Genomic DNA, 23,191 nt, shown 5'->3' on the forward strand with positions numbered 1-23,191 from the left:
ACGGCGTCCCTCGCTTGCACCGCGTCGCAGGCGTCCCCACAACAGCGGCATGAACGCGCCCTTCAAATCGCCCGAACCGACCGAAGCTCCGCTTTGGGACCTTTCCGACCTCTATCTCTCGCGCGACGATGCGGCTGTGGAGACCGATCTGGAGCGGGGTCGGCGCGCTGTGTCGGAACTCGGCGCGTTGCAGGGTCAACTGATCACGGCGCGGGCAAATCCCGGCCTGCTGGGCGAACGGCTGGACCAGGCGATCGGCCTGTATGAGCAGGCGACCGAGGCGCTCGGCGGCTTGGGCGCATTCGCCTTCCTGGCGGCGTCGACGGCGCGCGATGACGCGGCGGCCAACGGCTTCGAGGCGGACATTCGTGAAAAGCTGACGGCGGTCTCGACCCCCACGGTCTGGCTGACGCTGGAGATCAACGCCCTCGAGGACGATGAGATCGAGGCGGCGCTGGCGGCCGACAAGGGCGCGGCGAAGTGGCGGCCGTGGCTGCGTCGCGTGCGGGCCATGAAGCCGCATGAGCTATCGCAGGAACTGGAGACCTTCCTGGCGGAGCATGGGCCGATCGCCGCCCAATGGCCGCGCCTGTTCGATGAAACGTTGGCGGCGCTGCGAGCCAAGGCCGGCAAGGAGAGCCTGACCCTCGCCGAGGCGTTGAACCGTCTGTCCGATCCCAAGGCGGCGCGGCGCAAGGCGGCGGCCGAGGGCCTGTCGGAGGCCCTGGGCGAGCGGGCTTCCACCCTGGCGCTGGTGCTGAATACGGTCGCCGCCGACAAGGCCCTGGAAGACCGATGGCGCAAGTTCAAGCGCCCGGCCGACGGCCGCCACCTGGCCAATGAGGTTGATGGAGACGCCGTCGACGCCATGGCCGAGGCGGTCGCGGCCGCCTATCCGCGCCTGTCGCATCGGTACTATGCGCTGAAAGCCCGGATCATGGGGCTGAAGACGCTGAACCACTGGGATCGCAACGCCCCTTTGACGGCGGCCCGTCCCCGAACGTTCGACTGGAAGGAAGGACGCGAGATCGTCCTAGACAGCTTTTCGGACCTGGGCGCGGAGTTCTCGGATCGCGCCAGGTTGTTCTTCGACAATCCCTGGATCGACGGCGCGGCGCGGCCGGGCAAGCAGTCCGGGGCCTATGCCCACCCGGTGACCGCGAACCGGCACCCCTACGTCTTCCTGAACTGGATGGGTGAACGGCGTGACGTCCTGACCCTGGCGCACGAACTGGGGCACGGGGTGCACCAGACCCTGGCGGCGGATCGCGGGACCCTGCTGGCCGACACGCCGCTGACCCTGGCCGAGACGGCGTCGATCTTCGCGGAGGGGCTGACCTTCGACCGGCTGCTGGCGGAGGCGTCGACGGCGGACCGCAAGGCCCTGCTGGCCGGACGGATCGAGGACGGGCTGAACACCGTGGTGCGTCAGATCGCCTTCCATCGCTTCGAGACCCGGTTCCATGACGAGCGTCTGAAAGGCGAGGTGTCGGTCGAGCGCATCGGCCAGATCTGGCTGGAGGAGATGGGCGACAGCCTGGGGCCGGCCGTGACGCTGAACCCCGGCTATGAACACTGGTGGAGCTATGTCAGCCACTTCGTCCACTCGCCCTTCTACGTCTACGCCTATGCGTTCGGGGACCTGCTGGTCGCGGCCCTGATGGAGACGCGGGCCAAGGATCCGGAGGCCTTCACGCCGCTGTATCGCGAGTTGCTGGCCGGGGGAGGGACGCGCACCTATGTCGAGGCCCTGGCGCCGTTCGGCCTGAACCCGCGCGATCCCGCCTTCTGGACCATCGGCTGCGGTCGCCTGGAACGCTTGATCGACCAGTTCGAAGCCCTGGTCTGAGATCGGTTGACGGTCGCGGCCCCGCCATCGACTGTGGCGGCATGAAACCCACGCTGAAGATCGCCGCCCTGGCGGCAGGCCTGCTCATCTCCGCACCCGGCTTCGCGCAATCTCCGGCCTCGCCGACCCACCGTGCCTTGGCGGCAGGCTACAAGGCCCTGACGATGTGCAGCGCCCTGTTCACCGCCGAGCAGGCCGGAGCGGCACGCACGCCGGAGAGCGTCGAATCGCATGAGTTGGTCGGGATATATCCAGAGCTCCAGCCCCTGATCGGCGACATGAAGGCCGAGATCGGCGACGGCGAGGTCTCGGTCGGGTGGGACGCGGACATGCCGGCCCGCGTCGCCCAGTTCACGCCCGGACAGGGGTGCGCCATTCAGCCGATCGGCTTCGTCGGCGGCATGCGGGAGATGCGGCGGGTGGCGCGCCGGACGTCCGCGCCCGACCTACCGCAGGCGGCAGTGCGCGGAGATCGGGCGGCGTTGGACGCCGGGGTCGCGCGGGCCTTCGGCGGATTTGGCCAAGGCGTGACAACCGGCGTCGTGGTGCTGCAGGACGGCGCCGTCGTCGCCGAGAAATACGCCGACGGCTTCGGTCCCAACACGCCGCAGCGGACGTGGTCGGTGGCCAAGAGCCTGGCGGGCACGATCATCGGCGCGGCCGTGCAGCGCGGCGAGATCGATCCCGATGCTCCGGCCGCCATCGCAAACTGGCAGGCGCCGGGCGACCCGCGCGCACAAATCACGGTCGACGCCCTGATGCGAATGGCCTCGGGCCTGACCAGCGACACGGCGGGGAATCGCACCGACGCCCTGTATTTCGGCGGCACGACGGTGGATGAGCAGGCGCCGGGCTGGCCGCTGATCGCGCCGCCGATGAGCCGGTTTCGGTACGCCAACAACGACACCCTGCTGGCGGTCATGGCCGTCGCGCCAGGGTTCGCGGCCCACCCGCCGCACGAGCTGTTCGACCGCCTGGGCATGACGCGCACGTTCGCCGAGACGGACTGGCGTGGGAACTATGTCCTGTCATCGCAGGTCTGGACCACGGCGCGCGATCTGGCGCGGTTCGGCCAGTTGTATGTGCAGGACGGCGTGTGGGAAGGCGAGCGCCTGCTGCCCGAGGACTGGCGTGCGCGGGTCACGGCGCCCAGCGGACCTCAGCCGCCGACGGGAGCGTTCGGATACGGCGCGACCTTCTGGCTGATGAACCAATCCGAGGGCGTGCCCGGCGACGCCTTCGCCGCCTTCGGCAATCGGGGGCAGTATGTGGTCATCGTGCCCAGCCGTCGGGTCGTCATCGTCCGGCGCGGCGAGGATCCGGCCGGTCGCGGATTCGACATCGCCGCCTTCACCCGCGAGATTCTGGCCACGCTGGAGCCTCCAGCCGCCTGACGGCCGGCCCAAGCCTTGAGCATTCGGGGCGGCGGCGATAAGAGGCGGTGCAACGACTCTCTCACGGATGCCCGACCATGGCCGACCCGCACCACGCCGATTCCCACGATTACACGCGCGGCGAGATGACGATCGGCGAACAGTCCTCGACCTGGGCCCTGTTCATGGTCCTGGCCAAATACGGTTCGCTGGCGGTCGCGGCGGCCCTGACGTTCCTGACGGTGTGGTTCTGCACCCCGGCCGGCTTCCTGGCCGGTCTCATCACCGGCGTGATCGTTTTCGCGGCGGGGTTCGCCTTCCTGCGGTCCGGCGGCGGACACTGAGTTCCAGCGTAACCGACCGCTGAGGGGCCGTTTTCAGCACGGCTCTTTCCGTCGTTCCCGAAACCGCGAATGCGAATTGTCGGAAACCCGGCAATTCGCGCTTTGACGCGCCAATCCTTTCCTGCCTAACCTCTCCCCAAGAACGAACATCCTGGGAGACGAGATTGGCTGTCGCGATCGCCGTGACGCGCGAGCGCCGTGAAGGCGAGACGCGCTGCGCCCTGACTCCGGAAACGGCGAAGAAGCTGGTCGGCCTGGGCTGTTCCGTCTCGGTCGAGGCCGGGACGGGGGCTGGATCGTCGTTTCCCGATGCCGACTACGCCGCCGCCGGCGCCGTGGTGAAGCCGGACACCCGCGCCGTGCTGGAGGGGGCCGATGTGCTGCTCAAGGTGCGGGGCCCAACGGCGCAGGAGATCAGCGCCCTGAAGCCCGGCGCCGTGGTCGTGGCCCTGCTGGACGCCTATCGGGAGAAGGACACGGTCACGGCTCTGGCCGGCGCCAATGTCACCGCCTTCGCCATGGAGTTCGTGCCCCGGATCACCCGGGCACAAGTGATGGACGCCCTGTCGTCGCAGGCCAACCTGGCCGGCTATCGCGCGGTGATCGAGGCGGCGGCGGCCTATGGGCGCGGCTTCCCGATGATGATGACGGCGGCGGGCACGGTGGCCCCGGCCAAGGTCTTCGTCATGGGCGTGGGCGTCGCCGGGCTTCAGGCCATCGCCACGGCGCGGCGTCTGGGCGCGGTGGTGACCGCCACCGACGTGCGGCCCGCGACCAAGGAACAGGTCGAGTCGCTCGGCGCCAAATTCCTCGCCGTCGAGGACGAGGAGTTCAAGAACGCCCAGACGGCGGGCGGCTACGCCAAGCCGATGTCGCCTGAATATCAGGCCAAACAGGCGGTCCTGACCGGCGAGCACATCAAGAAGCAGGACATCGTCATCACCACCGCCCTGATCCCCGGCCGCGCGGCGCCGGTTCTGGTCACGGCCGAACAGGTGGCGACGATGAAGCCGGGCTCGGTGCTGATCGACCTCGCCGTCGAGGCGGGCGGAAACGTCGAGGGGGCCAAGGTCGGCGAGACGGTCGTGACGCCGAACGGCGTCTCCATCGTCGGCATCGCCAACCTGCCGGGCCGGATCGCGGCGGACGCGTCCAGCCTCTATGCCAAGAACCTGGTCGCCTTCCTCGACCTGATCCTCAAGGACGGGGCGGTGACGGTGGACCTTGAGGATGAAATCCTGAAGGCGGCCGTGGTCACCAGCGGCGGGGCCGTGGTGCATGAAGGAGTGAAGGGCTGATGGAACACGTTGATCCCACCGTCTTTCGTCTGGCGATTTTCGTTCTCGCCATCTTCGTCGGCTACTATGTGGTCTGGTCGGTGACGCCGGCGCTGCACACGCCGCTGATGGCGGTGACCAATGCGGTGTCCAGCGTCATCATCGTCGGCGGGCTGATCGCCGCGGCGGCGGCGACCTCGGGCTCCGGCGGCTGGGTCGCCAAGGGGGCGGGCGTGGCGGCCGTGACCCTGGCCAGCGTCAACATCTTCGGCGGCTTCATGGTCACGCGGCGCATGTTGGCCATGTACAAGAAGAAGGAACGTCCGGCGGCGGCCAGGCCCGCCCACGGCGGTTCCGCCTGATGCCCGAACTGGCCGGAGACTGGGACGCCGTCGCCATCGTCCGCCTGCTGTCGTGGGCTGCGACGGGGCTGGGTCTGGCCATGTGGCTGTGGTCCTGGTTCGGCGAGAAGGACGCGATCCAGCGCCTGCGGTTTTCCGACTGCGGCGTGGTGATCGTCTTCGCGGCCACCCTGCTTCGCATCGCGGTGCAGGAGCGGTCGATGACCGCCATCGACTGGGCCCTGGCCATTCTGTCGCCCCTCTTCATCCTCGCCGCCCTGTGGCGGCTGTCACGCACCTGCCGGCCCGGAACCTGAGCCGGTTGGAGACTTAAAGAATGAACGCCTCCTTCGCAGCTCTGGCCTATCTGATCGCCGGCGTCCTGTTCATCCTGTCGCTGAGAGGGCTTTCCAGCCCCGAGACCAGCCGACGCGGAAACACCCTGGGCATGATCGGCATGGCCGTGGCCGTGGGCGTGACCCTGCTGACGCTGTGGACCTCGGGCGCGACGGACCTGCTGACCGCCGCCCTGATCCTGGGCGGGGTGGTCGTCGGCGGCGGGGCGGGGGCGATCATCGCCGGGCGGGTCAAGATGACCGACATGCCGCAGCTGGTCGCGGCGTTCCACAGCCTGGTCGGTCTGGCCGCCTGTCTGGTGGCGGTGGGCGCGGTCTATGCGCCGGCGTCGTTCGGCATCGCCGAGGGCGCCGGGATCAAGGTGGTGTCGATCATCGAGCTGAGCCTCGGCCTCGCCATCGGGGCCATCACCTTCACCGGGTCGGTGATCGCCTTCGCCAAGCTGGACGGACGGATGTCGGGGGCGCCGATCATCCTGCCGGCGCGCCACCTGATCAACATCGGCCTGGCCCTGGCCCTGGTGCTGCTGATCGGGGTGATGATCGGCTCTGGCGGCACGGCCATCTGGGCCTTCTGGGGCATTTTCGCCATCAGCCTGATCCTCGGCGCGACCCTGATCATTCCCATCGGCGGGGCCGACATGCCGGTCGTGGTGTCGATGCTGAACTCCTATTCCGGCTGGGCAGCGGCGGCCCTGGGCTTCACCCTGGAGAACATCGCCCTGATCATCACCGGGGCCCTGGTCGGGTCGTCAGGCGCCATCCTGAGCTACATCATGTGCAAGGGCATGAACCGCAGCTTCATCAGCGTCATCCTGGGCGGGTTCGGCGGCGACAGCGGCCCGGCCGGCGAGGGACGGGTCGAGACGCGGCCGGTGAAACAGGGCTCGGCCGACGACGCCGCCTTCATCATGAAAAACGCCTCCAAGGTCATCATCGTGCCAGGCTACGGCATGGCGGTGGCCCAGGCCCAGCACGCCCTGCGCGAAATGGCCGACAAGCTGAAGGAGGAGGGGGTCGAGGTGAAATACGCCATCCACCCCGTCGCCGGCCGCATGCCGGGCCACATGAACGTCCTGCTGGCCGAGGCCAACGTGCCGTATGACGAGGTGTTCGAACTGGAGGACATCAACTCGGAATTCAGTTCCGCCGACGTGGCCTTCGTCATCGGCGCCAATGACGTCACCAATCCGGCCGCCAAGACCGACCCCGCCAGCCCGATCTTCGGCATGCCCATCCTGGACGTGGAAAAGGCCGGCACCGTCCTGTTCATCAAGCGCGGCATGGCGGCGGGATACGCCGGGGTCGAGAACGAACTGTTCTTTCGCGACAACACCATGATGCTGTTCGCCGACGCCAAGAAGATGGTCGAGGGGATTGTGAAGGGGTTGTGATTACAGTTGATCGAGCCTGTGCCATAAAGCCAGAATTCTTTCGGCACGTTGACTATCGTCTGGTCTGCCGTCGGCCATGACTTTTTGCAAATAGCGGCTCATGGCGTCGCGACTAGCCCAATCGTCAGGGGTTGCGACAATCGAGTAGATCAGCTTCGTCTCGGCTAGAATCTGCGCTTCGATATGAGCGCGGCCGCGAAATTCCGACGGCGCCCTGCCGAGTTTTGGAGGGAATTCGAGAGAACCCTTTCCGCCGAAACCGAGCGCCGATCCGCCGTTGTATGATTTGCTCAAGCCGCTTCACTCATCGGCCGCAGCGTCCCCGCTTCCCGCATCAGCATGTGCTGATAGATAGGGTCGATATCGCAGCCGTTGGGCCAGGTCGGGACGCCCATTTCGATGAAGACGCGCGCGAAATAGGTGGGGTCGCGCAGGGGCGCCGTCATCGGGCCGAGGTTGACGAAGTCGCCGAGGTCGGCGACGCCCATGTTTCCGTCGTCGAAAACGATCTCTAGGCGATGGTCAGGCAGGGCGCGAACGCGGGTGGCCCGGACCAGCTTGATCTCAGTCATCGTTCAGGCCCTCGATTTTGAATGTCGGCTGTCCCGACACGGCCAGATCCCAGTTTCTCAGCAGCTCGGCGCGGTGCTGAACGAGCCATTCTACCACATAGCGGGTTTCGCGTCGCGGCAGGTGTCCGGCGATGACCTTGCCCGTCCGAAGGTCGAACAACGCCTCGTCGTCGCCATAGGCGGCGTGAAGATGTGGCGGCGCGTGATCGAAGAAGTTGATGCGGATCACGATCCCGAAGAAGATCGAAATGATGGGCACGTCGTCCACCTAACACGGATATGCCGACCTCTCCATGACCTTCACCGCCGCCGAAGTGATCGAATGGCTCGACCTCGCGCCCCATCCGGAGGGCGGGCATTATCGCGAGACGTTTCGGGATGAGCGCGTCTTCGACGGGCGGTCCGTGTCGACGGCGATCTATTATCTGCTGGCCGAGGGGGAGGCGTCGCACTGGCATCTCGTGGATGCGGCCGAGATCTGGCATCACTATCTGGGCGATCCGCTGGAACTAAGGATCGCGACGGAGGGCGGGGTTCGGACGGTGGTTCTGGGCGACGACCTGAAGGCGGGGCAGGTCAAGCAGGCGGTGGTCCCGGCCGGAGCCTGGCAGGCGGCGAGGGGGCTGGGGGCGTGGAGCCTGATGGGCTGCACCGTGGCGCCGGGGTTCGAGTTCTCGACCTTTGAGCTGGCCCCGGCGGGCTGGTCGCCGGAATAGCGGGAGAGCAGGATGGCGTCCGAACCCAAGACCAAGCCGACCGACGTTCCGGTCGCCGACTTCATCGCCGCCGTGCCGGATGCGCGGCGGCGCGAGGAGGCGGAGGCCCTGTGCACGCTGATGACCGACATCACGGGCGAGCCGCCGGTGATGTGGGGGCCGTCGATCGTCGGCTTTGGGCGCTACACCTATGTGAACACGACCAAGAAGCCCGCCGACTGGCCGATCATCGGCTTCTCGCCCCGCAAGGCAAAGCTGACGATCTACATCATGCCGGGGTTCGAGGGGCAGGCGGAGCTGATGTCCCGGCTGGGCAAGCATACGACGGGGGTGTCGTGCCTGTATCTGAATCGCCTGTCGGACGTTGATCCGGTCGTGTTGAGGGAACTGTCGGAGAAGTCCGTGGCCTGGATGCGCGAGCGGCATCCGACCGCAAGCTGAGGCCCCTTTCGTCCGGCTGTTCACGGCGCTATCACGCCGACGTGAGCACAGACGCCGTATCCGCCCAGAAGCCCCCGCACCGGTTCGAGGCGCTGGATTCCCTGCGCGGCGTCTGCGCCGTGCTGGTGGTGATGTTTCACATGCCGATCGCCAGTCACTGGCGCGATTGGCCGTTGGTCCAGCACGGCTATCTGTTCGTCGACTATTTCTTCGTCCTGTCGGGCTTCGTCATCGCCCACGCCTACGCCCAGCGGCTGCAGACGCCGAGGGACGCCGGGCGGTTCATGGTCAGGCGGCTGGGTCGGGTCTGGCCGCTGCACGTGCTGATGCTGGCGGCGTTTGTGGGACTGGAGCTGGTGCGGCTGTGGACCGCGTTCGACGGGGCGACGCCGTTCGAGCGGGACCGGTCGGTGGAGGCGATCTGGACCAATCTGTTTCTCATCCAGGCGTTCAATCTCCATGGCTATCTGACCTGGAACGGGCCGGCGTGGACGCTGAGCGTCGAGGTGGGCTGTTACGTCGTCTTCGCCGCCCTGCTGCTGCTGGCTCCCGGGCTGCGGTTCGGTCTGTGGCGCTGGATCGGGGCGGCGGCGGCCCTGGCCTGCGCGGTGATCGTGGCGACCCAGGCCCCGCGATGGATGAACACGACCCATGATTTCGCCTTTCCCCGCGCCGTGTACGGCTTCTTCCTGGGCGCGGCCTTGCAGGGCGTCTGGCTGAGACTGCCGCGGCTCAAAGGAGCGGCCGCGACGGCTCTGGAGCTGGCTACGGCGGCGGCGATCTGTCTGTTCGTGGCGTGGGCCGAGGGGCCGGCGGCCGTGCCGGTCACCCTGCTGTTCGTGATCGCCGTCTGGGTGTTCGCCGGCGAGGATGGGGCGGTGTCGCGGCTGTTGAACAGACCGGCGCTGGTGACCCTGGGGCGGTGGTCGTTCGCCGTCTATATGGTGCATATGCTGGTGCTGACGATCATGCTGATCGTGGCGCGCAAGGCGGACTGGATGCCGAACGGGCGGCGGATCGACTTCGGCTCGGTCTGGCTCAACGACCTGTTCGCCCTGGCTGTGCTGGGGGTCATCGTGGCGCTGGCGGTCCTGGTTCACCGCACGGTCGAGGCGCCGGCCCAGAAGCAGATCGACCGGTGGACCCGACCGGCGCGGCCTTGATGTCAGATCAGCTCGATCTCCGACGGTGAGATTGCAGGCCGCCTGCCAAGACGACGCGCACATACTGTCCTTGTGATCTCAACGGCGACCGCTGCCCGCCGCAAACCACGAGGATGACCCAGAGCAGGACCGTCGCGACCAGCCGCACCCCTGCAAGGACGAGCGGCAAGACGTAGGACAGGAGCCAAAGCGCCAGCACGCCCCAGAAGAAGACGGCGACACCAAAGGTGACCATCAGGCCGCCATCCGCCAGTCGGCGGCGAAGCCGGGCTCGGCCGCGAAGGCGGCGCGGCCTTCGTCCCACAGAAGGTCCTCGTCGGAGTAGCGGGCGGAGGCGGCGGCGGAGATGACGTCGACCACCTGTTCCTCCAGCCGGTCCCAGATGACGGCCAGGTCGCCGCAGCCCTCGGCCTCGCAGGGGACGATCAGATAGCGGCTGTCGGCGACCATCGTCGCGGGGCGGAAGCGGGAAGCGATCGAACGCGCCATGGGGGTCTCTCCTGAGCCGATGCGTCGTTTGCGGCGTCTTGCCGATGATCGGAAGATGAGACAGTGTTGCGCCAATATCGGACGTATCGGTGCGAGACAGGGTGCGAGGCGGGCGACATGCGGCACGACAAGGCGATGATGGTGCTGGAGCTGGCGCGGCGGATGGCGGCCTCGGCAGAGGGGCTGACGCTGAACGAGATGGCGCGCGACCTGGAGGTGGGGCGTCGGACGGCCGAGCGGCTGAGGGACGCGGTGCTGGAGCTGTATCCGGCGACCGAGGAGGTATCCGATCCGCCGACCAAACGATGGCGGATCCGCGGCGGCCTGTCGGGCTTCGAGCAGGCGCCGACGGCGACCGAGCTGGTCGAACTGGCCAAGGCGGCGGAAGGGCTGCGGCGGACGGGCGAGACCGGGCGGGCGGCGGCGCTGGAAGGGCTTGAGCGGAAGCTGAAGTCGGCCATGCGGTCCACGGCCCTGAACCGGCTGGCGCCCGATCTGGAGGCCCTGGTCCGCGCCGAGACCATCGCCGTGCAGGCGGGACCTCGTCCGGCCGCCGACGAGGCCGTCCTGGCCGCCATCCGCCGGGCGTTGCTGGCCCAGTCGCCCCTGGGGTTCATCTATGCGAGGCCCGGCTCCGAAGCGCGGCGGCGCAGCGTGGCGCCGTGCGGCCTGATGTTCGGCCGGGCCAACTATCTGGTCGGGCTGGACCGTAAGTCGGGGGAGATCCGCACCTTTCGTCTGGACCGGATGAGCGACGTCAGGGTCGAGGAGGGCCTGTCGCCGCCGCCGCCGGATTTCGACCTGGCCGCCTTCGCCAGCCAGTCCTTCGGCATCTATCAGGACCAGATCGAGGAGGTGACGCTGCGCATCGCCGCCGAGGGGGCGGACGAGGCGCGGGGCTGGCGCTGGCACCCGACCCAGACGGTCGAGGACCTGGCCGACGGCCGGGTGGAGGTGCGGTTCCGCGCCTCGGGCATGCGTGAACTGGCCTGGCATCTGTTCACCTGGGGCGATCAGGTCGAGATTGTCGCGCCGCAGCGGCTGAAGGCCGTGATGGCCGAGGAACTGGCGGCGGCGAGACGGGGGCTGGAACGGGCGGGGTGATCGGGGGCGGTCGCTCTCCGTCCCGTCACCCTCGGCCCTGTGCCGAGGGCTCACGCCTCTTCGCGTTCGGACGGGCGACAGCCTGCGGCACCGGTCATCAGCGCGTGCGACGGCCGGGATGGGCCCTCGGGACGAGCCCGAGGGTGACGGAATTTGGGTAAGCGGGATCGGCTTCACGGCTTGGGCCTGAAGGGTGCGGGAGGGGCGGAGCGCCGGGCCTCGCCCGGTCTGTAGGATAGAAGTACCGTTTTCGACGAAGGCCTGATGTCGCTCCGCGCGAGGCGTGGACGGGAGGAGCGACGGGGGGCGCTGATTGGCGCCGGCGTCGAATAGCCCCCCGGCGGGCGGGTCGGCCGGCGCGGCCGATCCCCGGAACGGTCGGGATTTCAACTCCGACCCAGCCTCGGCTCCGAAAAGGTTCCCCTCCGCGGTCGAGGCGGCGAGGTCACAAGAACCCCGCCCCCGCTGTCTCGCCCCCACCGCCCGCTGGTCGCCGGCCGACGGCCCTCCCGTGCGGTGAAGCAGGGGTATTATGGACGAGGTTCCACCTGCGCCCGGAAGCGGGCTGCAAGTTTCGGGGAAAGGTGAGGGATTACAGCGAATCCGGGTGTTGAAGTGTGATGGAAGAGGTCCCTCTGCCAGACTCCTCCCTCTCCCTGTGGGAGAGGGATTGAGCGCACGGCGGCGCAGCCGTCGTCCTGGCGCTCAAGGGTGAGGGGACAATCGCTGCAGTCGGCGTGAGCCGTTTCTCCGGCCCGTGCGACGGCTGCCGCCGAATGCGAGACCGTCCCCTCATCCGCCCCTGCGGGGCACCTTCTCCCAACAGGGAGAAGGAAGGTTGGGAGCGGCCTCTCTCGATGGGAGGAAGGAAGCCTTGCGACTCGGCCGTGTCAGCCGGCCTTCCGGGCGTCGAGCCAGCGGACGGTGTCGGCGTCGCGGGCGGAGAGGTCGGGGTAGGCGGGGTCGGAGCCGACGTCGGGGACGCGGCGCCAGGAGCGGGCGCATTTGGGGTGGTCGGCGACCCGAACCTCGACCGAGACTGTCTCACCGCCCGTGACGAGTTCGGCGCCCGAGGTGCGGAAGACCTCGGCGGCGTCGAGGCCGTCGAACGGGGCCAGCAGGTCCGCTGTGGCCGTGACCACCGGCCAGGCGTCCAGGGCGCCGCCGATCCGCTTGTCGCGGCGAGCCGCTTCAAGGGCGTCGTTGACGGCGGACAGGACGGTGTCGATGCGCGACCAGCGATCCGCCTCGGTCGCATTCTCCCACCCGGCGGGCGTGTCCGGGATCACCCGCGCGCAGTTGGTCCCGGCGTCGGGGAAGCGGGTGGTCCAGGCCTCTTCCATGGTGAAGGGGGTCAGGGGCGAGAGCCAGGCGGTGAGGCGCATGAAGACCTCGTCCATGACGGTGCGGACGGCGCGGCGCTTCACGCTGTCCGGACGGTCGCAGTAGAGGCTGTCCTTGCGGACGTCGAAATAGAGGGCCGAGAGGTCGCCGGAGCAGAACTCCAGCACCGGGCGGACGACGTCCTGGAAGCGGTAGTCGGCGTAGGCCTGGCGCACCTGGGCGTCGAGGGCCCAGAGGCGGTGCAGGATGAACTTCTCCAGCGGCGGGAACTGGTCGTAGTCGCTGATGCGCTCGGCCTCGTCGAAGCCGTTCAGGGCGCCCAGCAGATAGCGGACCGTGTTCCTGAGCTTGCGATAGGCGTCGATCGTGGTCTGGAGGATCTGTTTGCCGATCCGCTGGTCTTCCGAGGAATCGACCAGGGCGACCCAGAGCCGCAGGATGTCGGCGCCGGATTCCTTGATGACCGTCAGGGGGTCGGTGGTGTTGCCCCGCGACTTGGACATCTTCTCCCCGTTCTCATCCAGGGTGAAGCCGTGGGTGAGAACCGCCTTGTAGGGGGCGCGGCCGCGGGTGCCGCAGCCCTCGAGCAGGGAGGACTGGAACCAGCCCCGATGCTGGTCGGAGCCTTCCAGATAGAGGTCGGCGGGCCAGTGGGCGGGACGGTCGCCGACATAGCCGTTTTCCGGCAGGCGCGGGTCCAGGGTGAAGGCGTGGGTGGAGCCGGAATCGAACCAGACGTCGAGGATGTCCTCGACCTTTTCATACCGGGCCGGGTCGTGGGCGCCGAGGAAGGCCGCGTCATCGGCGGTGAACCAGACGTCGGCGCCGCCGTCGGCGATGGCGGCGACGATGCGGGCGTCGACCTCGGGGTCGTGCAGGGGCTGGCCGGTCTGTTTGTCGACATACATGGCCAGGGGCGCGCCCCAGGCTCGCTGGCGGGAGACCAGCCAGTCGGGGCGGCTCTCGACCATGGAGCGGATGCGGTTGCGGCCCTGGTCCGGGTGGAAGGCGGTGGCGTCGATGGCGTTGAGGGCCGTCTCGCGCAGGGTGTCGCCGCTCTTGAGGGGTTCATCCATTCGGATGAACCACTGGGGCGTGTTGCGGAAGATGACCGGGGCCTTGGAGCGCCAGGAGTGGGGGTAGGAATGCTCCAGCCGGCCGCGCGACAGCAGGGTTCCGGCTTCGATCAGCCTGTCCATCACCGCGCCGTTGGCGGGGCCGAACTTGCCGGTCTTCTTGCCCTCGGTCTCCAGCACCTTGAGGCCGCCGAACAGGGGGACGTGGTCATAGTAGGCGCCGTCGGGATCGACGGTGTCGGGCACCTCGCGATGGCCATGGGCAAGCCAGACCGCATAGTCGTCCGCGCCGTGGCCGGGGGCGGTGTGGACGAAGCCGGTGCCCGCGTCGTCGGTGACATGGTCGCCGGCCAGCAGGGGCACGGCGAAGCCGTAGCCGGGGTCGCAGTCGGCCAGGGGGTGGGCGCATTCCAGCCCCGACGGGTCGATGTCGTAGATGCGGGTCCAGGACGCGATGTTGGCGGCCTTGAAGACCTCCTCGGCCAGTTTGTCGGCGACGATCAGGCGGTCGCCGGGCTTGGCCCAGGGCTGGAACTCTAGACCCTCGACCAGGTTGGCGACCTCATAGAGGCCGTAGCTGATCTCCGGGCCGTAGGAGATCGCCCGGTTGGCCGGGATGGTCCAGGGGGTGGTGGTCCAGATCACGATGGACGGCGTGGCCGTGCGGAAGGCCAGCAGGTCGTCCGGATGGCTGTCCGACATGCCGGTGACCGGGAATTTCACCCAGATCATCGGCGAGACGTGGTCGTGGTATTCGATCTCGGCGTCAGCCAGGGCGGTGCGTTCGACCGGGGACCACATCACCGGCTTGGAGCCGCGATAGAGCTGGTGGGTGTTCTTGAACTTGTGGAACTCGGCGACGATGGCGGCCTCGGCCTTGAAGTCCATGGTGGCGTAGCGGTTGGCCCAGTCGCCGACGACGCCCAGCCGTTTGAACTGTTCCCGCTGCAGGTCGATGTATTTGCCGGCGTAGGCGCGGCAGGCGCGGCGGAACTCGTCCTTGGACACCTCGTCCTTGCGGCGGCCCCTGGCGCGGAACTCCTCCTCGATCTTCCACTCGATCGGCAGGCCGTGGCAGTCCCAGCCGGGGACGTAGTCGACGTCCTTGCCCAGCAGGAACTGACTGCGGACCACGAAGTCCTTCAGCGTCTTGTTGAGGGCGTGGCCGATGTGGATGTCGCCGTTGGCGTAGGGCGGGCCGTCATGCAGAACGAACAGGGGGGCGTTCTGTTTCTGACGCTGGGCGCGCAGGGTTCCGTAGAGGTCGCCCCATTGCTCGAGGATCAGCGGTTCCTTCTGCGGCAGGCCGCCGCGCATGGGGAAGGGCGTCTCGGGCAGGAAGACGGTGTCGCGGTAGTCGCGGTCCCCGCCTTCGCGGGGATGGGCGGAAGAGTCTGAGGTGGTGGCGTCGGCCATGGGAAGTCTCGGCGTCTGGGGTGGTCGTTCGCGGTCGAAGAAGATGTCGATCCCGACGTAGCGGGGGCCGGAGACTGAACTCCCGGCCCGGACGTTACGCCGGGCGGCTAATCGAAATCAGGCGAAGAGGGACGCGAAAGGCCATGGTGGAGGCGGTCTAGCAGACGGCGGGGTTCCGGCGCCAGTCCAGGCGTCAGCATTCGACAGTGGCGGAGACAGTCGCGGGTGGGGGAGGATCGGGTCATGAAGATGATTGCGCGCATGGCCCTGAACCTGTCTCTGGGTCTGGTTCTGACGTCCGGCGCGGCCTCTCCGGCTGCGGCCCAGAGTGTTGAGGCGTCGGCAGAGGCGTTCGTGCGCGAAATCTACGCCGGCTATGCGGCGGCGGAGGCGGAGGATGCGGCCCCGCCGGAGGATCGGCCGCCGATGTGGAGCCGAAGGATGGCGGCCCTGATCGATCGCGATATCGAACTGGCCAAGGACGACCTGCCGTTTCTGGACGCCGATCCGATCTGCAACTGCCAGGACTGGGAGGGGATCGCCGTCCGGTCGGTGCGGACGCGGGCGATGGGCCGGGGGCGGGTCGAGGCGGTCGTCAGGTTCGTGAACGGCGGGGAGGCGCAGACAGGGCGTTTCGTCCTGATCCGCGAGGACGGCGGCTGGCGGATCGACGACGTGCTGAACCCGCCGTACCGGGGTCTGGCGGCGCGGCTGACAGAGTCCAACCGGCGGGTGGAGGCGGGGCGTCCGGCGTTGTGGCGGGACTGATCGTCGCTTGCGCGAAGGGCGCGACGGTCCATAGTCGGTGTGAGGAAACTGTCCGGGAGAGACGCCATGCGTCGCGCCGCCATCGCCGCCGCCCTCGCTTTTCTATGCGCCGCCTGTTCATCCGAGGAGAAGGCGAAGGCGCCGGAGGCCGAGGCGCCCGCCGCCCTGCCGCCGGGTCGGCCGGCGATCTATGAGGCCGCGCGGGAAGGGCCGGAGCCGTTCGTGCGGGCGCTATACGCCGTCTATGTGGCGGGCGGCCCGAAGGAGCCGCCGCCGCCGCCGGGCCAGGATCCGATCTATTCGCGCATGCTGAACGCCGCGATCATCACCGACTTCAACCTGTCGAAAGGCGAGGTTCCGACGCTGAACCACGACCCGATCTGCAATTGTCAGGATCAGGGCGTCTTCACCCTCGATTCCCTGACGGTGATCTCCACCGGCGAACGCAGCGCCGACGCGGCCGTGGCCTTCACCAACGCCGGTCAGACGACCCGACAGACGCTGAAGGTGGTCAAGGAGGGGGTGATGTGGAAGGTCGAGGACGTGATCGACGCGGACGGCGGTTCGCTGAACGACATGCTGATCAAGGCGATCGAGGCGAGGGGCGGGTGAGGCCTCAGGCCGACTGAGCCAGCACCGCCCGCGCGTTGGCGGCGTCGATCTGGATCTGGGCCTTGAGTTCGTCGAGGCCGTCGAAATTCATTTCGCCGCGCAGGCGGGCGACGAGGTCGGTCTCGACGACCTGACCGTAGAGGTCGCCGGAGAAGTCGAACAGCCAGGCCTCCAGCAAGGGGGTCTCCAGCTCGAACATGGGACGGACGCCGAGGTTGGCGACGCCGCCGAAGATTCGGCCGTCGGGCAGGCGGGAGCGGGTGGCGTAGATGCCGTAGAGGGGGCGCTGGTATTCGCCCAGAGAAATGTTGGCGGTGGGCGTGCCGATGAAGCGGCCGCGCTTGTCGCCGTGGATCACCTCGCCCTGGATGGCGAAGGGACGGCCGAGAATGGCGGCGGCGCGGGCCATGTCGCCGGCGCTGAGAGCCTCGCGCACGGCGCTGGACGACAGTTTCAGCCCGCCCTCGTCGTCGCGGCGCGGGGTGACGGAGACGGTGAAGCCGAGGTCCTGGCCATAGCGGGCGAGGGCCTCGGGCGAGCCGGAGCGGCCCTTGCCGAAGGTGAAGTCGAAGCCGACGGCGACGTGCTTCAATCCCAGGCCGCCGGACAGGACGTCGGCGGCGAAGCCGTGATCAGACATGGCCGCCATCGCGGCGTCGAAGGGTAGGAGGTAGAGGCGGTCGATCCCCAGCGGCGCCAGAGCGCGGGCCATCTGGTCCGGCGTCATCAGGCGGAAGGGGGCGGCGTAGGGCTGGAACAGGCACCGCGGGTGCGGGTCGAAACTGACAACGGCCGCGGGGACGCCGAGCTCGCGGGCCTGTTCGACGGCCTGACGGATGACGGCCTGATGGCCCAGATGCACGCCGTCGAAGGCGCCCACGGCGGCCGAGGCGCCGCGCAGGTCGGCGGGCAGGTCGCGCCAGCCGCGGATGATCTGGACGGCGGGGCCGCTCATGGGGTCAGTCTTTGGCAGGGCGGCGGCGACGGGGGACGCGGACGGTGGCCTCGCCATCCATGATCAGGTCGTCGCCGACATAGCCCTCGCATTTCAGGACGACGCGGGCCGAGGTCTCGTCGACCGAGGCGACGCTGATGCGGGCCAGGACGACGTCGCCGATGCGGACGGGCTTGTGGAAGGCCAGGGTCTGGGTCAGGTAGATGGCGCCCGCGCCCGGCAGGATGGTGCCGACCACCGCCGAGCCGAAGGAGGCCGACAGCAGGCCGTGGGCGATGCGGCCGCGATAGGCGGTTTTCGCTGCGAAAGCCTCATCGACATGGACCGGGTTGAAGTCGTCGGAGGCCTCGGCGAACTGGCCGATGCGGTCCTCGGTGACCAGCACCTCCTTCTCGGCGTACATGCCGGGATGCAGCTCCTCGAGGATATAGCCGCCGGAGGGGTGTTTCTGGACCAGTTCGCTCATGGGGGCTGATTAGCCGCAGGGGCGCGGTTTGGCCACCGCCATCTACCAGACCAGGTCGAGGGCGGCGTAGCGGGCGTAGGTCGTCTCGGCGCGGAGCAGTTCGGCGGCGCGGGCGGGATCGAGGCGGCCGTCCGGACCCTTGGCGGCGTCGCCGTGGATGCCCTGGGCGATGAACAGGCAGTCGAGCGCCTGTTCGGCGGCGCCGAGGACGTCGGTGACCACGCCGTCGCCGATGCAGAGGACGCGCGAGCGGTCGGCGGGGCAGCCCAGCAGCCGCTCGGCCTCGTTCAGGGCCAGGGTGTAGATGGGGGCGAAGGGCTTGCCGGCCATGATCACCCGGCCGCCGAGGCTTTCGTAGAGGTCGGCGATCGCGCCGCCGCAATAGATGATCTGGTCGCCGCGCTGGACGATGCGGTCGGGGTTGGCGCAGATCAGCTCCAGCCCCGCCTCGGCCGCCGGGGTCAGGCGTTCACGATAGTCCTCGGGCGTCTCGGTGGTGTCGTCATAGGGGCCGGTGACGGAGATGAAGGCGGCGTCGGCGGCCCCTGTCGCCCGTTCCAGCGGCAGGCCCGCGTAGAGGGGGGCGTCACGGTCCGGGCCGATGATCCAGGCAGGACCGGGGGCGCGGCGCTCCAGCTCCATCCGGGTGGCGTCGCCCGAGGTGACGAAGGCGCGCCAGCTGTCGCGCGGCACGCCCAGGCCGTCGAGCTGGGCCACCACGTCGGCGGCGGGGCGGGGGGAGTTGGAGATCAGGACGACATGCCCGTGATCGCGGTTGAACCGCGTCAGGGCCTCGCAGGCCGCCGGCCAGCTCTCGCGGCCGTTGTGGATCACGCCCCAGACGTCGCAGAGCAGGATGTCATAGTCCCCGGCGATCTCGCCGAGGCCGGTCAGGGCGTGGGGGAGGGTCATGCGGGGGATGTAGCGGGTGAGAGGCGGGATGTGGAGGGGGCGCGCTCAGGGGATGGTAGGGCGTACGACCTGACCGTCCTCCTTGGTGAAGCCGTGAGGCGGATGGTCCAGCAGGTCGAACACGACCTCCGATGGGCGACACAGGGCGATGCCCTTGGGCGTGACGACGATCGGCCGGTTGACGAGGATGGGGTGGGTCAACATCGCCTCGAGGACGGTGTCGTCGCCGACGTCGGGGTCGAGAAGGCCGAGTTCGGCCGCCGGCGTGCCCTTGTCCCTCAGCACGGCGCGCGGTCCGACGTCCATCGCGGTCAGGAGGCCGTACAACTGTGCACGCGTCCAGCCGGTCACGAGATACGGAACCACGACCGGGTCTTCGCCCGACGCGCGGATCATCGCCAGGGTGTTGCGCGAGGTTTCGCAGTCGGGGTTGTGATAGATGGTGACGCTCATCGGGCTTCTCCGTTCTGGACGCGCCGGACCGCCGCGCCGCGTTCGTACCAGGGCCGGGTGCGGTTCACGCAGGCGACCACGGTCAGCATGACGGGCACCTCGACCAGCACGCCGACCACCGTCGCGAGGGCGGCGCCCGAATGGATGCCGAACAAGCTGATCGCCGCCGCGACCGCCAGCTCGAAGAAGTTGCTGGCCGCGATCAGGGCGGAGGGGCCAGCCACGGAATGAGCTTCGCCGGTCGCACGGTTCAGGACGTAGGCGAGACCGGCGTTGAAATAGACCTGGATCAGAATCGGGACGGCCAGAAGGGCGATCACGATGGGCTGTTGCAGCAGTTTGTCGCCCTGAAAGCCGAACAGCAGCACCAAGGTCGTCAACAGCGCCGTGAGGGAAAGGGGCTGGAGAACCGCCAGGGCGCGGTCCAGCGCGCCCGATTGCCGGATCAGGAGGGCGCGCAGGCCCTGGGCGATGACGACCGGGACAATGATGTAGAGCAGGACCGACAGGACGAGAGTAGGCCAGGGCACGGTGATCGCCGACACGCCGAGCAGCAGGGCGACGATGGGGGCGAAGGCCACAATCATGATGGCGTCATTCAGGGCCACCTGGGACAGGGTGAAGGTCGCGTCGCCTTTCGTGAGATGGCTCCAGACGAACACCATCGCCGTGCAGGGCGCAGCGGCCAGCAGGATCAGGCCGGCGACGTAACTGTTGATCTCGGCGGCGGGCAGCCATGGCCGAAAGAGCACCGCCAGGAACAGCCAGGCCAGGACAGCCATGGAGAAGGGCTTCACCGCCCAGTTGATGAACAGGGTCACGCCGATGCCGCGCCAGTGACGCCCGATCTGGCGCACAGCGGCGAAATCGACCTTGAGCAGCATCGGAACGATCATCAGCCAGATCAGGCCGGCGACGGGGAGGTTGATCGACGCGACCTCCATGGCGCCCAGGCGTTCGAACGCGCCGGGCATCCAGGCGCCCAGGGCCACGCCGGCGACGATGCAGAGCAGCACCCACAGGGTCAGATAGCGTTCGAAGATCGACATGGCGCCGTTCAGTTCGTCGGAGGACAGCAGGCGGCGCGGGAAATCACATCGCCCAACGGCAGGCAGACGTCCGGAGACCCCTGGCAGCAGTCCTCCATCAGGAAGGCCAGAAGGTCGGTCATCTGCGCATAGTCAGCGGCGTAGATGATGGATCGCCCGTCACGCCTGGAAGAGGTCAGTCCGGAACGGGTCAGGATGGTGAGATTGTTCGACAGGGTGCTGGGGGCCATGCCGACAGCCTCGGCCAGCACGCCGGCGGGCGACCCTTGAGGCCCGGCGCGAACCAGGGCGCGAAAGATGTTCAGCCGCCCCTCGTGAGCGAGGGCGCCGAGCGCATCGAGGGCTGACTTCGTTTCCATACTTCACAAATAATCGAAATATGTGGCAGAGAAAAGCCATGACCGACTTTCCCGCCCTCGTTCCCGCGTTTCTCGAACAGCCGACCCTGGAGCGGCTTGAGCCTGTGGCGCTGGACCATCCACCGCGCTTCCTGCTGCTGTACGGCTCGCTGAGGGAGCGGTCGTTCAGCCGGTTCCTGGTGGAGGAGGCGGACCGGCTGCTGCGCGCCTTCGGGGCCGAAACCCGCATCTACGATCCGCGCGGACTGCCGCAGCCGGACGGGGCCGATCCGTCGCATCCGAAGGTGCAGGAACTGCGCGAGGCGTCCCTGTGGTCCGAGGGGCATGTCTGGTGCAGTCCCGAACGGCACGGGGCCATGACCGGAATCTTCAAGTCCCAGATCGACTGGCTGCCGCTGGAAAGCGGCGGCGTCAGGCCGACACAGGGCCGGACCCTGGCGGTCATGCAGGTCAATGCGGGGTCGCAGTCGTTCAACACGGTGAACCAGCTGCGGGTTCTGGGGCGCTGGATGCGGATGATCACCATTCCGAACCAGTCCTCGGTGGCCAAGGCCTATGACGAGTTTGACGACGAGGGGCGGATGAAGCCGTCCGCCTACTATGACCGGCTCGTCGATGTGATGGAGGAGCTGTACCGGTTCACGCTCCTGACGCGCTTCCGGGCTGATGCGCTGGTGGACCGATACAGCGAGCGCAAGGCCGAGGGGCGACCGGTGGCGGGCGCCGAGGCCCTGGCCTCGATCGGTTCGGCAGAGGAAGGCTGACTCAGGCATCGACTTGGGAGAGGGCCGGATGAGGGAACAGTCTCGGGTCCGGCGAAAGCCGTCGCACCGCCCGGGATACGGCTCGCGCCGACTGCAGCGGTTGTCCCCTCACCCTTGAGCGCAAGGACGTCGGCTGCGCCGCCGTGCGCTCAATCCCTCTCCCAACCGGGAGAGGGGATGGGAGAAGGTGCAGAGGGGGCGGAAGGCCAGAGTGTTCCTACCCGAACCGCCGCCGCTGGTCCGCGCTGCGGAGGGTGGAGCGGATGAAGTCGGCGGGGGGGTCGGTTTCGGCGAGGACCTGTTCCTTGATGGCGCGGGGTTCGCCGAACAGGTGGCCCTGACCGAGGGCGATGTCGAGTTCGAGGATGTCGACGATCTGGCGTTCGGTCTCGACCTTTTCGGCGATGACCTCGATGCCATAGCGGCGGGTCAGGCCGGCGAAGTCGGCGGCCTGGATGTCGGGCAGGGACGGCAGGGGGGCCGCGCCGTCGATGTCCAGCAGCTGTTCGATCAGCAGGTCGGCGGCGACCTTGATGAAGCGGACGTCCGAGCGTTGCAGGTCGGCGAAGTCGAGGTCGAGGGTCTGCACCTTGTCGATCGAGAAGCGGAAGCCCAGGTCGGCCAGCTTGGCCATGTTGCGGGCCTCGACCGCGCCGCGCGCGTCGAAGGTGGCCTGGCCCAGCTCGAAGATAAGGGCCTGATTGAGGTCGCGGTTCTGGCTGAGGAAATCGAGGAACTGGGGGAAGAAGGTCTCGTCGCCCAGAGAGGACAGGGCCACGTTGCAGAAGACCCCGACCTTGCGGTCCTGACGCGCCAGGCGGCGCACGATCTGGGCGCAGCGGAACAGCAGCAGGTTGTCGATGGCCGGGACGAGGCCCTCGCTCTCGGCGGCGGAGAGGTATTCGGCCGGCATCATGACGCGGTCGGTCTCGTCCCGCAGACGGGTGAAGCTTTCGTAGAAGACCGTCCGGCGCTGGGGCAGGGACATGACCGGCTGAAGATAGAGGTCGACGCGGTTCTCGGTCAGGGCGTCGTGGACGGTCTGGAGCAGGATGTTGGACTGCTGGCGGCGGCGGCCCTCGAGGCTGTCGGGCGGGGTCAGGGGGGCGACGCGCAGGCGGTCCTCGATGGATTCGCTCATCTGCTGGATCAGGCCTTCCAGCATGCGGACCTCGCCGGTCAGCTCCTCTGTGCTGGAGAGGGCGCCCGCCTGGATGGCGTCGGCCAGTTCGGCCACGGCGGCCTGTTGCTGTTCCAAGGCGTCGGCGAGCAGGAGGTGGGCGTCGCGGACGTGGGAGATTTCCTTGCGCAAGGCCTTTTCGCGGCCGCGCGCGCCGAGCATGTGGTGGATCAGACCCAGGCCGCTGAGCACGCCGACCGTGGAGGCGAATCCGGCGCCGAGACCCAGCCCCGCGCGCCAGACGAAGGCGCCCACCGTCATCGCCAGGAAGAGGTAGCCGAAGAAGAGCAGGCCGTTCGTGAGGTTGCGCATCGCTGTCCGTCAGGAGGAACGGCCCACGCCCGTCCCAGGAAGGGAATCGTCGCAGTATCCGTTGAACCCGGCCCCGCCGCCAGAGGAAACTGGGTCGCGGCGGGAT

At 68.3% G+C, this 23,191-nt stretch carries 27 protein-coding genes; 14 read left to right on the forward strand and 13 right to left on the reverse strand.

Annotation, left to right across the window (positions count from 1 at the left end; genetic code table 11):
* Positions 1–49: 49 nt before the first annotated feature.
* The 7 genes from ACO2Q1_RS01425 to ACO2Q1_RS01455 all read left to right on the forward strand — a co-directional run bounded on the left by ACO2Q1_RS01425 (position 50) and on the right by ACO2Q1_RS01455 (position 6,934).
* Positions 50–1,849: a M3 family oligoendopeptidase gene (locus ACO2Q1_RS01425; protein ID WP_423327758.1), complete on the forward strand. Its 1,800-nt coding sequence runs from the start codon at positions 50–52 to the stop codon at positions 1,847–1,849.
* A gap of 41 nt (positions 1,850–1,890) precedes the next feature.
* Positions 1,891–3,243: a serine hydrolase domain-containing protein gene (locus tag ACO2Q1_RS01430; RefSeq protein ID WP_423327759.1), complete on the forward strand. Its 1,353-nt coding sequence runs from the start codon at positions 1,891–1,893 to the stop codon at positions 3,241–3,243.
* Positions 3,244–3,320: 77 nt separating this feature from the next.
* Positions 3,321–3,566, forward strand: a complete 246-nt coding sequence (locus tag ACO2Q1_RS01435; protein ID WP_423327760.1) for an aa3-type cytochrome c oxidase subunit IV — start codon at positions 3,321–3,323, stop codon at positions 3,564–3,566.
* A 164-nt stretch (positions 3,567–3,730) separates the two neighbouring features.
* The gene (locus ACO2Q1_RS01440; protein WP_423327761.1) at positions 3,731–4,864 is read left to right on the forward strand and encodes a Re/Si-specific NAD(P)(+) transhydrogenase subunit alpha; all 1,134 of its coding nucleotides are present in this window, start codon (positions 3,731–3,733) and stop codon (positions 4,862–4,864) included.
* The gene (locus ACO2Q1_RS01445; protein WP_423327762.1) at positions 4,864–5,205 is read left to right on the forward strand and encodes an NAD(P) transhydrogenase subunit alpha; all 342 of its coding nucleotides are present in this window, start codon (positions 4,864–4,866) and stop codon (positions 5,203–5,205) included. Before ACO2Q1_RS01440 ends, ACO2Q1_RS01445 begins: the two co-directional genes overlap by 1 nt.
* A complete protein-coding gene (locus ACO2Q1_RS01450; protein ID WP_423327763.1) occupies positions 5,205–5,501 on the forward strand; it encodes a hypothetical protein in 297 nt (98 codons plus the stop codon). Before ACO2Q1_RS01445 ends, ACO2Q1_RS01450 begins: the two co-directional genes overlap by 1 nt.
* A 20-nt stretch (positions 5,502–5,521) precedes the next feature.
* Entirely contained in the window at positions 5,522–6,934 is a 1,413-nt protein-coding gene (locus tag ACO2Q1_RS01455) for an NAD(P)(+) transhydrogenase (Re/Si-specific) subunit beta (RefSeq protein ID WP_423327764.1), read from the forward strand.
* On the opposite strand, the gene ACO2Q1_RS01460 is transcribed toward ACO2Q1_RS01455, so the two are convergent.
* The 3 genes from ACO2Q1_RS01460 to ACO2Q1_RS01470 are packed head-to-tail and all read right to left on the reverse strand — an operon-like array spanning position 6,935 to position 7,765.
* Positions 6,935–7,228 (reverse strand): hypothetical protein, encoded by a 294-nt coding sequence (locus ACO2Q1_RS01460; protein ID WP_423327765.1) that lies wholly within the window; start codon positions 7,226–7,228, stop codon positions 6,935–6,937.
* Positions 7,225–7,506 (reverse strand): DUF2442 domain-containing protein, encoded by a 282-nt coding sequence (locus ACO2Q1_RS01465; protein ID WP_423327766.1) that lies wholly within the window; start codon positions 7,504–7,506, stop codon positions 7,225–7,227. Before ACO2Q1_RS01465 ends, ACO2Q1_RS01460 begins: the two co-directional genes overlap by 4 nt.
* Positions 7,499–7,765 carry a DUF4160 domain-containing protein gene (locus tag ACO2Q1_RS01470; RefSeq protein WP_423327767.1) on the reverse strand — a complete coding sequence of 89 codons (267 nt, stop codon included), beginning with the start codon at positions 7,763–7,765 and terminating at the stop codon, positions 7,499–7,501. The genes ACO2Q1_RS01465 and ACO2Q1_RS01470 overlap by 8 nt, the downstream gene beginning before the upstream one ends.
* Positions 7,766–7,799: 34 nt before the next feature.
* On the opposite strand from ACO2Q1_RS01470, the gene ACO2Q1_RS01475 reads away from it, so the two are divergent.
* Genes ACO2Q1_RS01475 through ACO2Q1_RS01485 form a run of 3 tightly spaced genes read left to right on the forward strand, consistent with a single transcriptional unit; the run spans position 7,800 to position 9,826 of the window.
* Complete coding sequence (locus tag ACO2Q1_RS01475; RefSeq protein ID WP_423327768.1) at positions 7,800–8,222, forward strand: cupin domain-containing protein; 423 nt, start codon at positions 7,800–7,802, stop codon at positions 8,220–8,222.
* 12 nt (positions 8,223–8,234) lie between these two features.
* A complete protein-coding gene (locus tag ACO2Q1_RS01480; protein ID WP_423327769.1) occupies positions 8,235–8,663 on the forward strand; it encodes a DUF1801 domain-containing protein in 429 nt (142 codons plus the stop codon).
* A 41-nt stretch (positions 8,664–8,704) separates the two neighbouring features.
* Complete coding sequence (locus ACO2Q1_RS01485; RefSeq protein ID WP_423327770.1) at positions 8,705–9,826, forward strand: acyltransferase family protein; 1,122 nt, start codon at positions 8,705–8,707, stop codon at positions 9,824–9,826.
* A 7-nt stretch (positions 9,827–9,833) separates the two neighbouring features.
* Here the strand turns inward: ACO2Q1_RS01485 and ACO2Q1_RS01490 are convergent, their stop codons facing one another.
* Together ACO2Q1_RS01490 and ACO2Q1_RS01495 are read right to left on the reverse strand one after the other, a co-directional pair.
* Positions 9,834–10,061, reverse strand: coding sequence for a hypothetical protein (locus tag ACO2Q1_RS01490; RefSeq protein WP_423327771.1), 228 nt, complete (start codon positions 10,059–10,061; stop codon positions 9,834–9,836).
* Positions 10,061–10,315: a hypothetical protein gene (locus ACO2Q1_RS01495; RefSeq protein WP_423327772.1), complete on the reverse strand. Its 255-nt coding sequence runs from the start codon at positions 10,313–10,315 to the stop codon at positions 10,061–10,063. The genes ACO2Q1_RS01490 and ACO2Q1_RS01495 overlap by 1 nt, the downstream gene beginning before the upstream one ends.
* 117 nt (positions 10,316–10,432) lie before the next feature.
* Between ACO2Q1_RS01495 and ACO2Q1_RS01500 the strand changes: the two genes are divergently transcribed.
* Positions 10,433–11,419 (forward strand): helix-turn-helix transcriptional regulator, encoded by a 987-nt coding sequence (locus ACO2Q1_RS01500; protein ID WP_423327773.1) that lies wholly within the window; start codon positions 10,433–10,435, stop codon positions 11,417–11,419.
* 890 nt (positions 11,420–12,309) lie between these two features.
* On the opposite strand, the gene ileS is transcribed toward ACO2Q1_RS01500, so the two are convergent.
* Complete coding sequence (gene ileS, locus ACO2Q1_RS01505; RefSeq protein ID WP_423327774.1) at positions 12,310–15,255, reverse strand: isoleucine--tRNA ligase; 2,946 nt, start codon at positions 15,253–15,255, stop codon at positions 12,310–12,312.
* Between the two features lie 243 nt (positions 15,256–15,498).
* On the opposite strand from ileS, the gene ACO2Q1_RS01510 reads away from it, so the two are divergent.
* Together ACO2Q1_RS01510 and ACO2Q1_RS01515 are read left to right on the forward strand one after the other, a co-directional pair.
* Positions 15,499–16,023 (forward strand): DUF3828 domain-containing protein, encoded by a 525-nt coding sequence (locus ACO2Q1_RS01510; protein ID WP_423327775.1) that lies wholly within the window; start codon positions 15,499–15,501, stop codon positions 16,021–16,023.
* A gap of 66 nt (positions 16,024–16,089) precedes the next feature.
* Entirely contained in the window at positions 16,090–16,635 is a 546-nt protein-coding gene (locus ACO2Q1_RS01515; protein ID WP_423327776.1) for a DUF3828 domain-containing protein, read from the forward strand.
* 4 nt (positions 16,636–16,639) lie between these two features.
* Here the strand turns inward: ACO2Q1_RS01515 and ACO2Q1_RS01520 are convergent, their stop codons facing one another.
* Genes ACO2Q1_RS01520 through ACO2Q1_RS01545 form a run of 6 tightly spaced genes read right to left on the reverse strand, consistent with a single transcriptional unit; the run spans position 16,640 to position 20,829 of the window.
* The gene (locus ACO2Q1_RS01520) at positions 16,640–17,590 is read right to left on the reverse strand and encodes a bifunctional riboflavin kinase/FAD synthetase (protein WP_423327777.1); all 951 of its coding nucleotides are present in this window, start codon (positions 17,588–17,590) and stop codon (positions 16,640–16,642) included.
* 4 nt (positions 17,591–17,594) lie between these two features.
* Positions 17,595–18,056 carry a MaoC family dehydratase gene (locus tag ACO2Q1_RS01525; protein ID WP_423327778.1) on the reverse strand — a complete coding sequence of 154 codons (462 nt, stop codon included), beginning with the start codon at positions 18,054–18,056 and terminating at the stop codon, positions 17,595–17,597.
* A gap of 42 nt (positions 18,057–18,098) precedes the next feature.
* Positions 18,099–18,968, reverse strand: a complete 870-nt coding sequence (locus tag ACO2Q1_RS01530; protein ID WP_423327779.1) for a TIGR01459 family HAD-type hydrolase — start codon at positions 18,966–18,968, stop codon at positions 18,099–18,101.
* A gap of 45 nt (positions 18,969–19,013) precedes the next feature.
* A complete protein-coding gene (gene arsC / locus ACO2Q1_RS01535) occupies positions 19,014–19,421 on the reverse strand; it encodes an arsenate reductase (glutaredoxin) (protein ID WP_423327780.1) in 408 nt (135 codons plus the stop codon).
* Positions 19,418–20,470 carry an ACR3 family arsenite efflux transporter gene (gene arsB / locus ACO2Q1_RS01540; RefSeq protein ID WP_423327781.1) on the reverse strand — a complete coding sequence of 351 codons (1,053 nt, stop codon included), beginning with the start codon at positions 20,468–20,470 and terminating at the stop codon, positions 19,418–19,420. Before arsB ends, arsC begins: the two co-directional genes overlap by 4 nt.
* Before the next feature lie 8 nt (positions 20,471–20,478).
* Entirely contained in the window at positions 20,479–20,829 is a 351-nt protein-coding gene (locus ACO2Q1_RS01545; protein WP_423327782.1) for an ArsR/SmtB family transcription factor, read from the reverse strand.
* Between the two features lie 38 nt (positions 20,830–20,867).
* Here ACO2Q1_RS01545 and arsH point away from each other — a divergent pair, with 38 nt between their 5' ends.
* The gene (gene arsH, locus ACO2Q1_RS01550) at positions 20,868–21,593 is read left to right on the forward strand and encodes an arsenical resistance protein ArsH (protein WP_423327783.1); all 726 of its coding nucleotides are present in this window, start codon (positions 20,868–20,870) and stop codon (positions 21,591–21,593) included.
* Between the two features lie 217 nt (positions 21,594–21,810).
* Here arsH and ACO2Q1_RS01555 read toward each other — a convergent pair whose 3' ends face one another.
* Positions 21,811–23,085, reverse strand: a complete 1,275-nt coding sequence (locus ACO2Q1_RS01555) for an EAL domain-containing protein (RefSeq protein WP_423327784.1) — start codon at positions 23,083–23,085, stop codon at positions 21,811–21,813.
* Between the last annotated feature and the right edge of the window lie 106 nt (positions 23,086–23,191).

The sequence above is a fragment of the Brevundimonas sp. VNH65 genome (assembly GCF_049445955.1).
Classification (GTDB): domain Bacteria; phylum Pseudomonadota; class Alphaproteobacteria; order Caulobacterales; family Caulobacteraceae; genus Brevundimonas.

What these genes read in the sequence shown, in the direction of transcription:
- ACO2Q1_RS01465 (WP_423327766.1), bottom strand. Translation starts at nt 7,506, where the DNA reads ATGACTGAGATCAAGCTGGTCCGGGCCACCCGCGTTCGCGCCCTGCCT.
- arsC (WP_423327780.1), bottom strand. Translation starts at nt 19,421, where the DNA reads ATGAGCGTCACCATCTATCACAACCCCGACTGCGAAACCTCGCGCAAC.
- ACO2Q1_RS01430 (WP_423327759.1), top strand. Translation starts at nt 1,891, where the DNA reads ATGAAACCCACGCTGAAGATCGCCGCCCTGGCGGCAGGCCTGCTCATC.
- ACO2Q1_RS01500 (WP_423327773.1), top strand. Translation starts at nt 10,433, where the DNA reads ATGCGGCACGACAAGGCGATGATGGTGCTGGAGCTGGCGCGGCGGATG.
- ACO2Q1_RS01425 (WP_423327758.1), top strand. Translation starts at nt 50, where the DNA reads ATGAACGCGCCCTTCAAATCGCCCGAACCGACCGAAGCTCCGCTTTGG.
- ACO2Q1_RS01455 (WP_423327764.1), top strand. Translation starts at nt 5,522, where the DNA reads ATGAACGCCTCCTTCGCAGCTCTGGCCTATCTGATCGCCGGCGTCCTG.
- ACO2Q1_RS01530 (WP_423327779.1), bottom strand. Translation starts at nt 18,968, where the DNA reads ATGACCCTCCCCCACGCCCTGACCGGCCTCGGCGAGATCGCCGGGGAC.
- ACO2Q1_RS01445 (WP_423327762.1), top strand. Translation starts at nt 4,864, where the DNA reads ATGGAACACGTTGATCCCACCGTCTTTCGTCTGGCGATTTTCGTTCTC.
- ileS (WP_423327774.1), bottom strand. Translation starts at nt 15,255, where the DNA reads ATGGCCGACGCCACCACCTCAGACTCTTCCGCCCATCCCCGCGAAGGC.
- ACO2Q1_RS01480 (WP_423327769.1), top strand. Translation starts at nt 8,235, where the DNA reads ATGGCGTCCGAACCCAAGACCAAGCCGACCGACGTTCCGGTCGCCGAC.
- ACO2Q1_RS01435 (WP_423327760.1), top strand. Translation starts at nt 3,321, where the DNA reads ATGGCCGACCCGCACCACGCCGATTCCCACGATTACACGCGCGGCGAG.
- ACO2Q1_RS01555 (WP_423327784.1), bottom strand. Translation starts at nt 23,085, where the DNA reads ATGCGCAACCTCACGAACGGCCTGCTCTTCTTCGGCTACCTCTTCCTG.
- ACO2Q1_RS01525 (WP_423327778.1), bottom strand. Translation starts at nt 18,056, where the DNA reads ATGAGCGAACTGGTCCAGAAACACCCCTCCGGCGGCTATATCCTCGAG.
- ACO2Q1_RS01495 (WP_423327772.1), bottom strand. Translation starts at nt 10,315, where the DNA reads ATGGCGCGTTCGATCGCTTCCCGCTTCCGCCCCGCGACGATGGTCGCC.
- ACO2Q1_RS01520 (WP_423327777.1), bottom strand. Translation starts at nt 17,590, where the DNA reads ATGAGCGGCCCCGCCGTCCAGATCATCCGCGGCTGGCGCGACCTGCCC.
- ACO2Q1_RS01510 (WP_423327775.1), top strand. Translation starts at nt 15,499, where the DNA reads ATGAAGATGATTGCGCGCATGGCCCTGAACCTGTCTCTGGGTCTGGTT.
- ACO2Q1_RS01515 (WP_423327776.1), top strand. Translation starts at nt 16,090, where the DNA reads ATGCGTCGCGCCGCCATCGCCGCCGCCCTCGCTTTTCTATGCGCCGCC.
- ACO2Q1_RS01450 (WP_423327763.1), top strand. Translation starts at nt 5,205, where the DNA reads ATGCCCGAACTGGCCGGAGACTGGGACGCCGTCGCCATCGTCCGCCTG.
- ACO2Q1_RS01490 (WP_423327771.1), bottom strand. Translation starts at nt 10,061, where the DNA reads ATGGTCACCTTTGGTGTCGCCGTCTTCTTCTGGGGCGTGCTGGCGCTT.
- ACO2Q1_RS01475 (WP_423327768.1), top strand. Translation starts at nt 7,800, where the DNA reads ATGACCTTCACCGCCGCCGAAGTGATCGAATGGCTCGACCTCGCGCCC.
- arsB (WP_423327781.1), bottom strand. Translation starts at nt 20,470, where the DNA reads ATGTCGATCTTCGAACGCTATCTGACCCTGTGGGTGCTGCTCTGCATC.
- ACO2Q1_RS01545 (WP_423327782.1), bottom strand. Translation starts at nt 20,829, where the DNA reads ATGGAAACGAAGTCAGCCCTCGATGCGCTCGGCGCCCTCGCTCACGAG.
- arsH (WP_423327783.1), top strand. Translation starts at nt 20,868, where the DNA reads ATGACCGACTTTCCCGCCCTCGTTCCCGCGTTTCTCGAACAGCCGACC.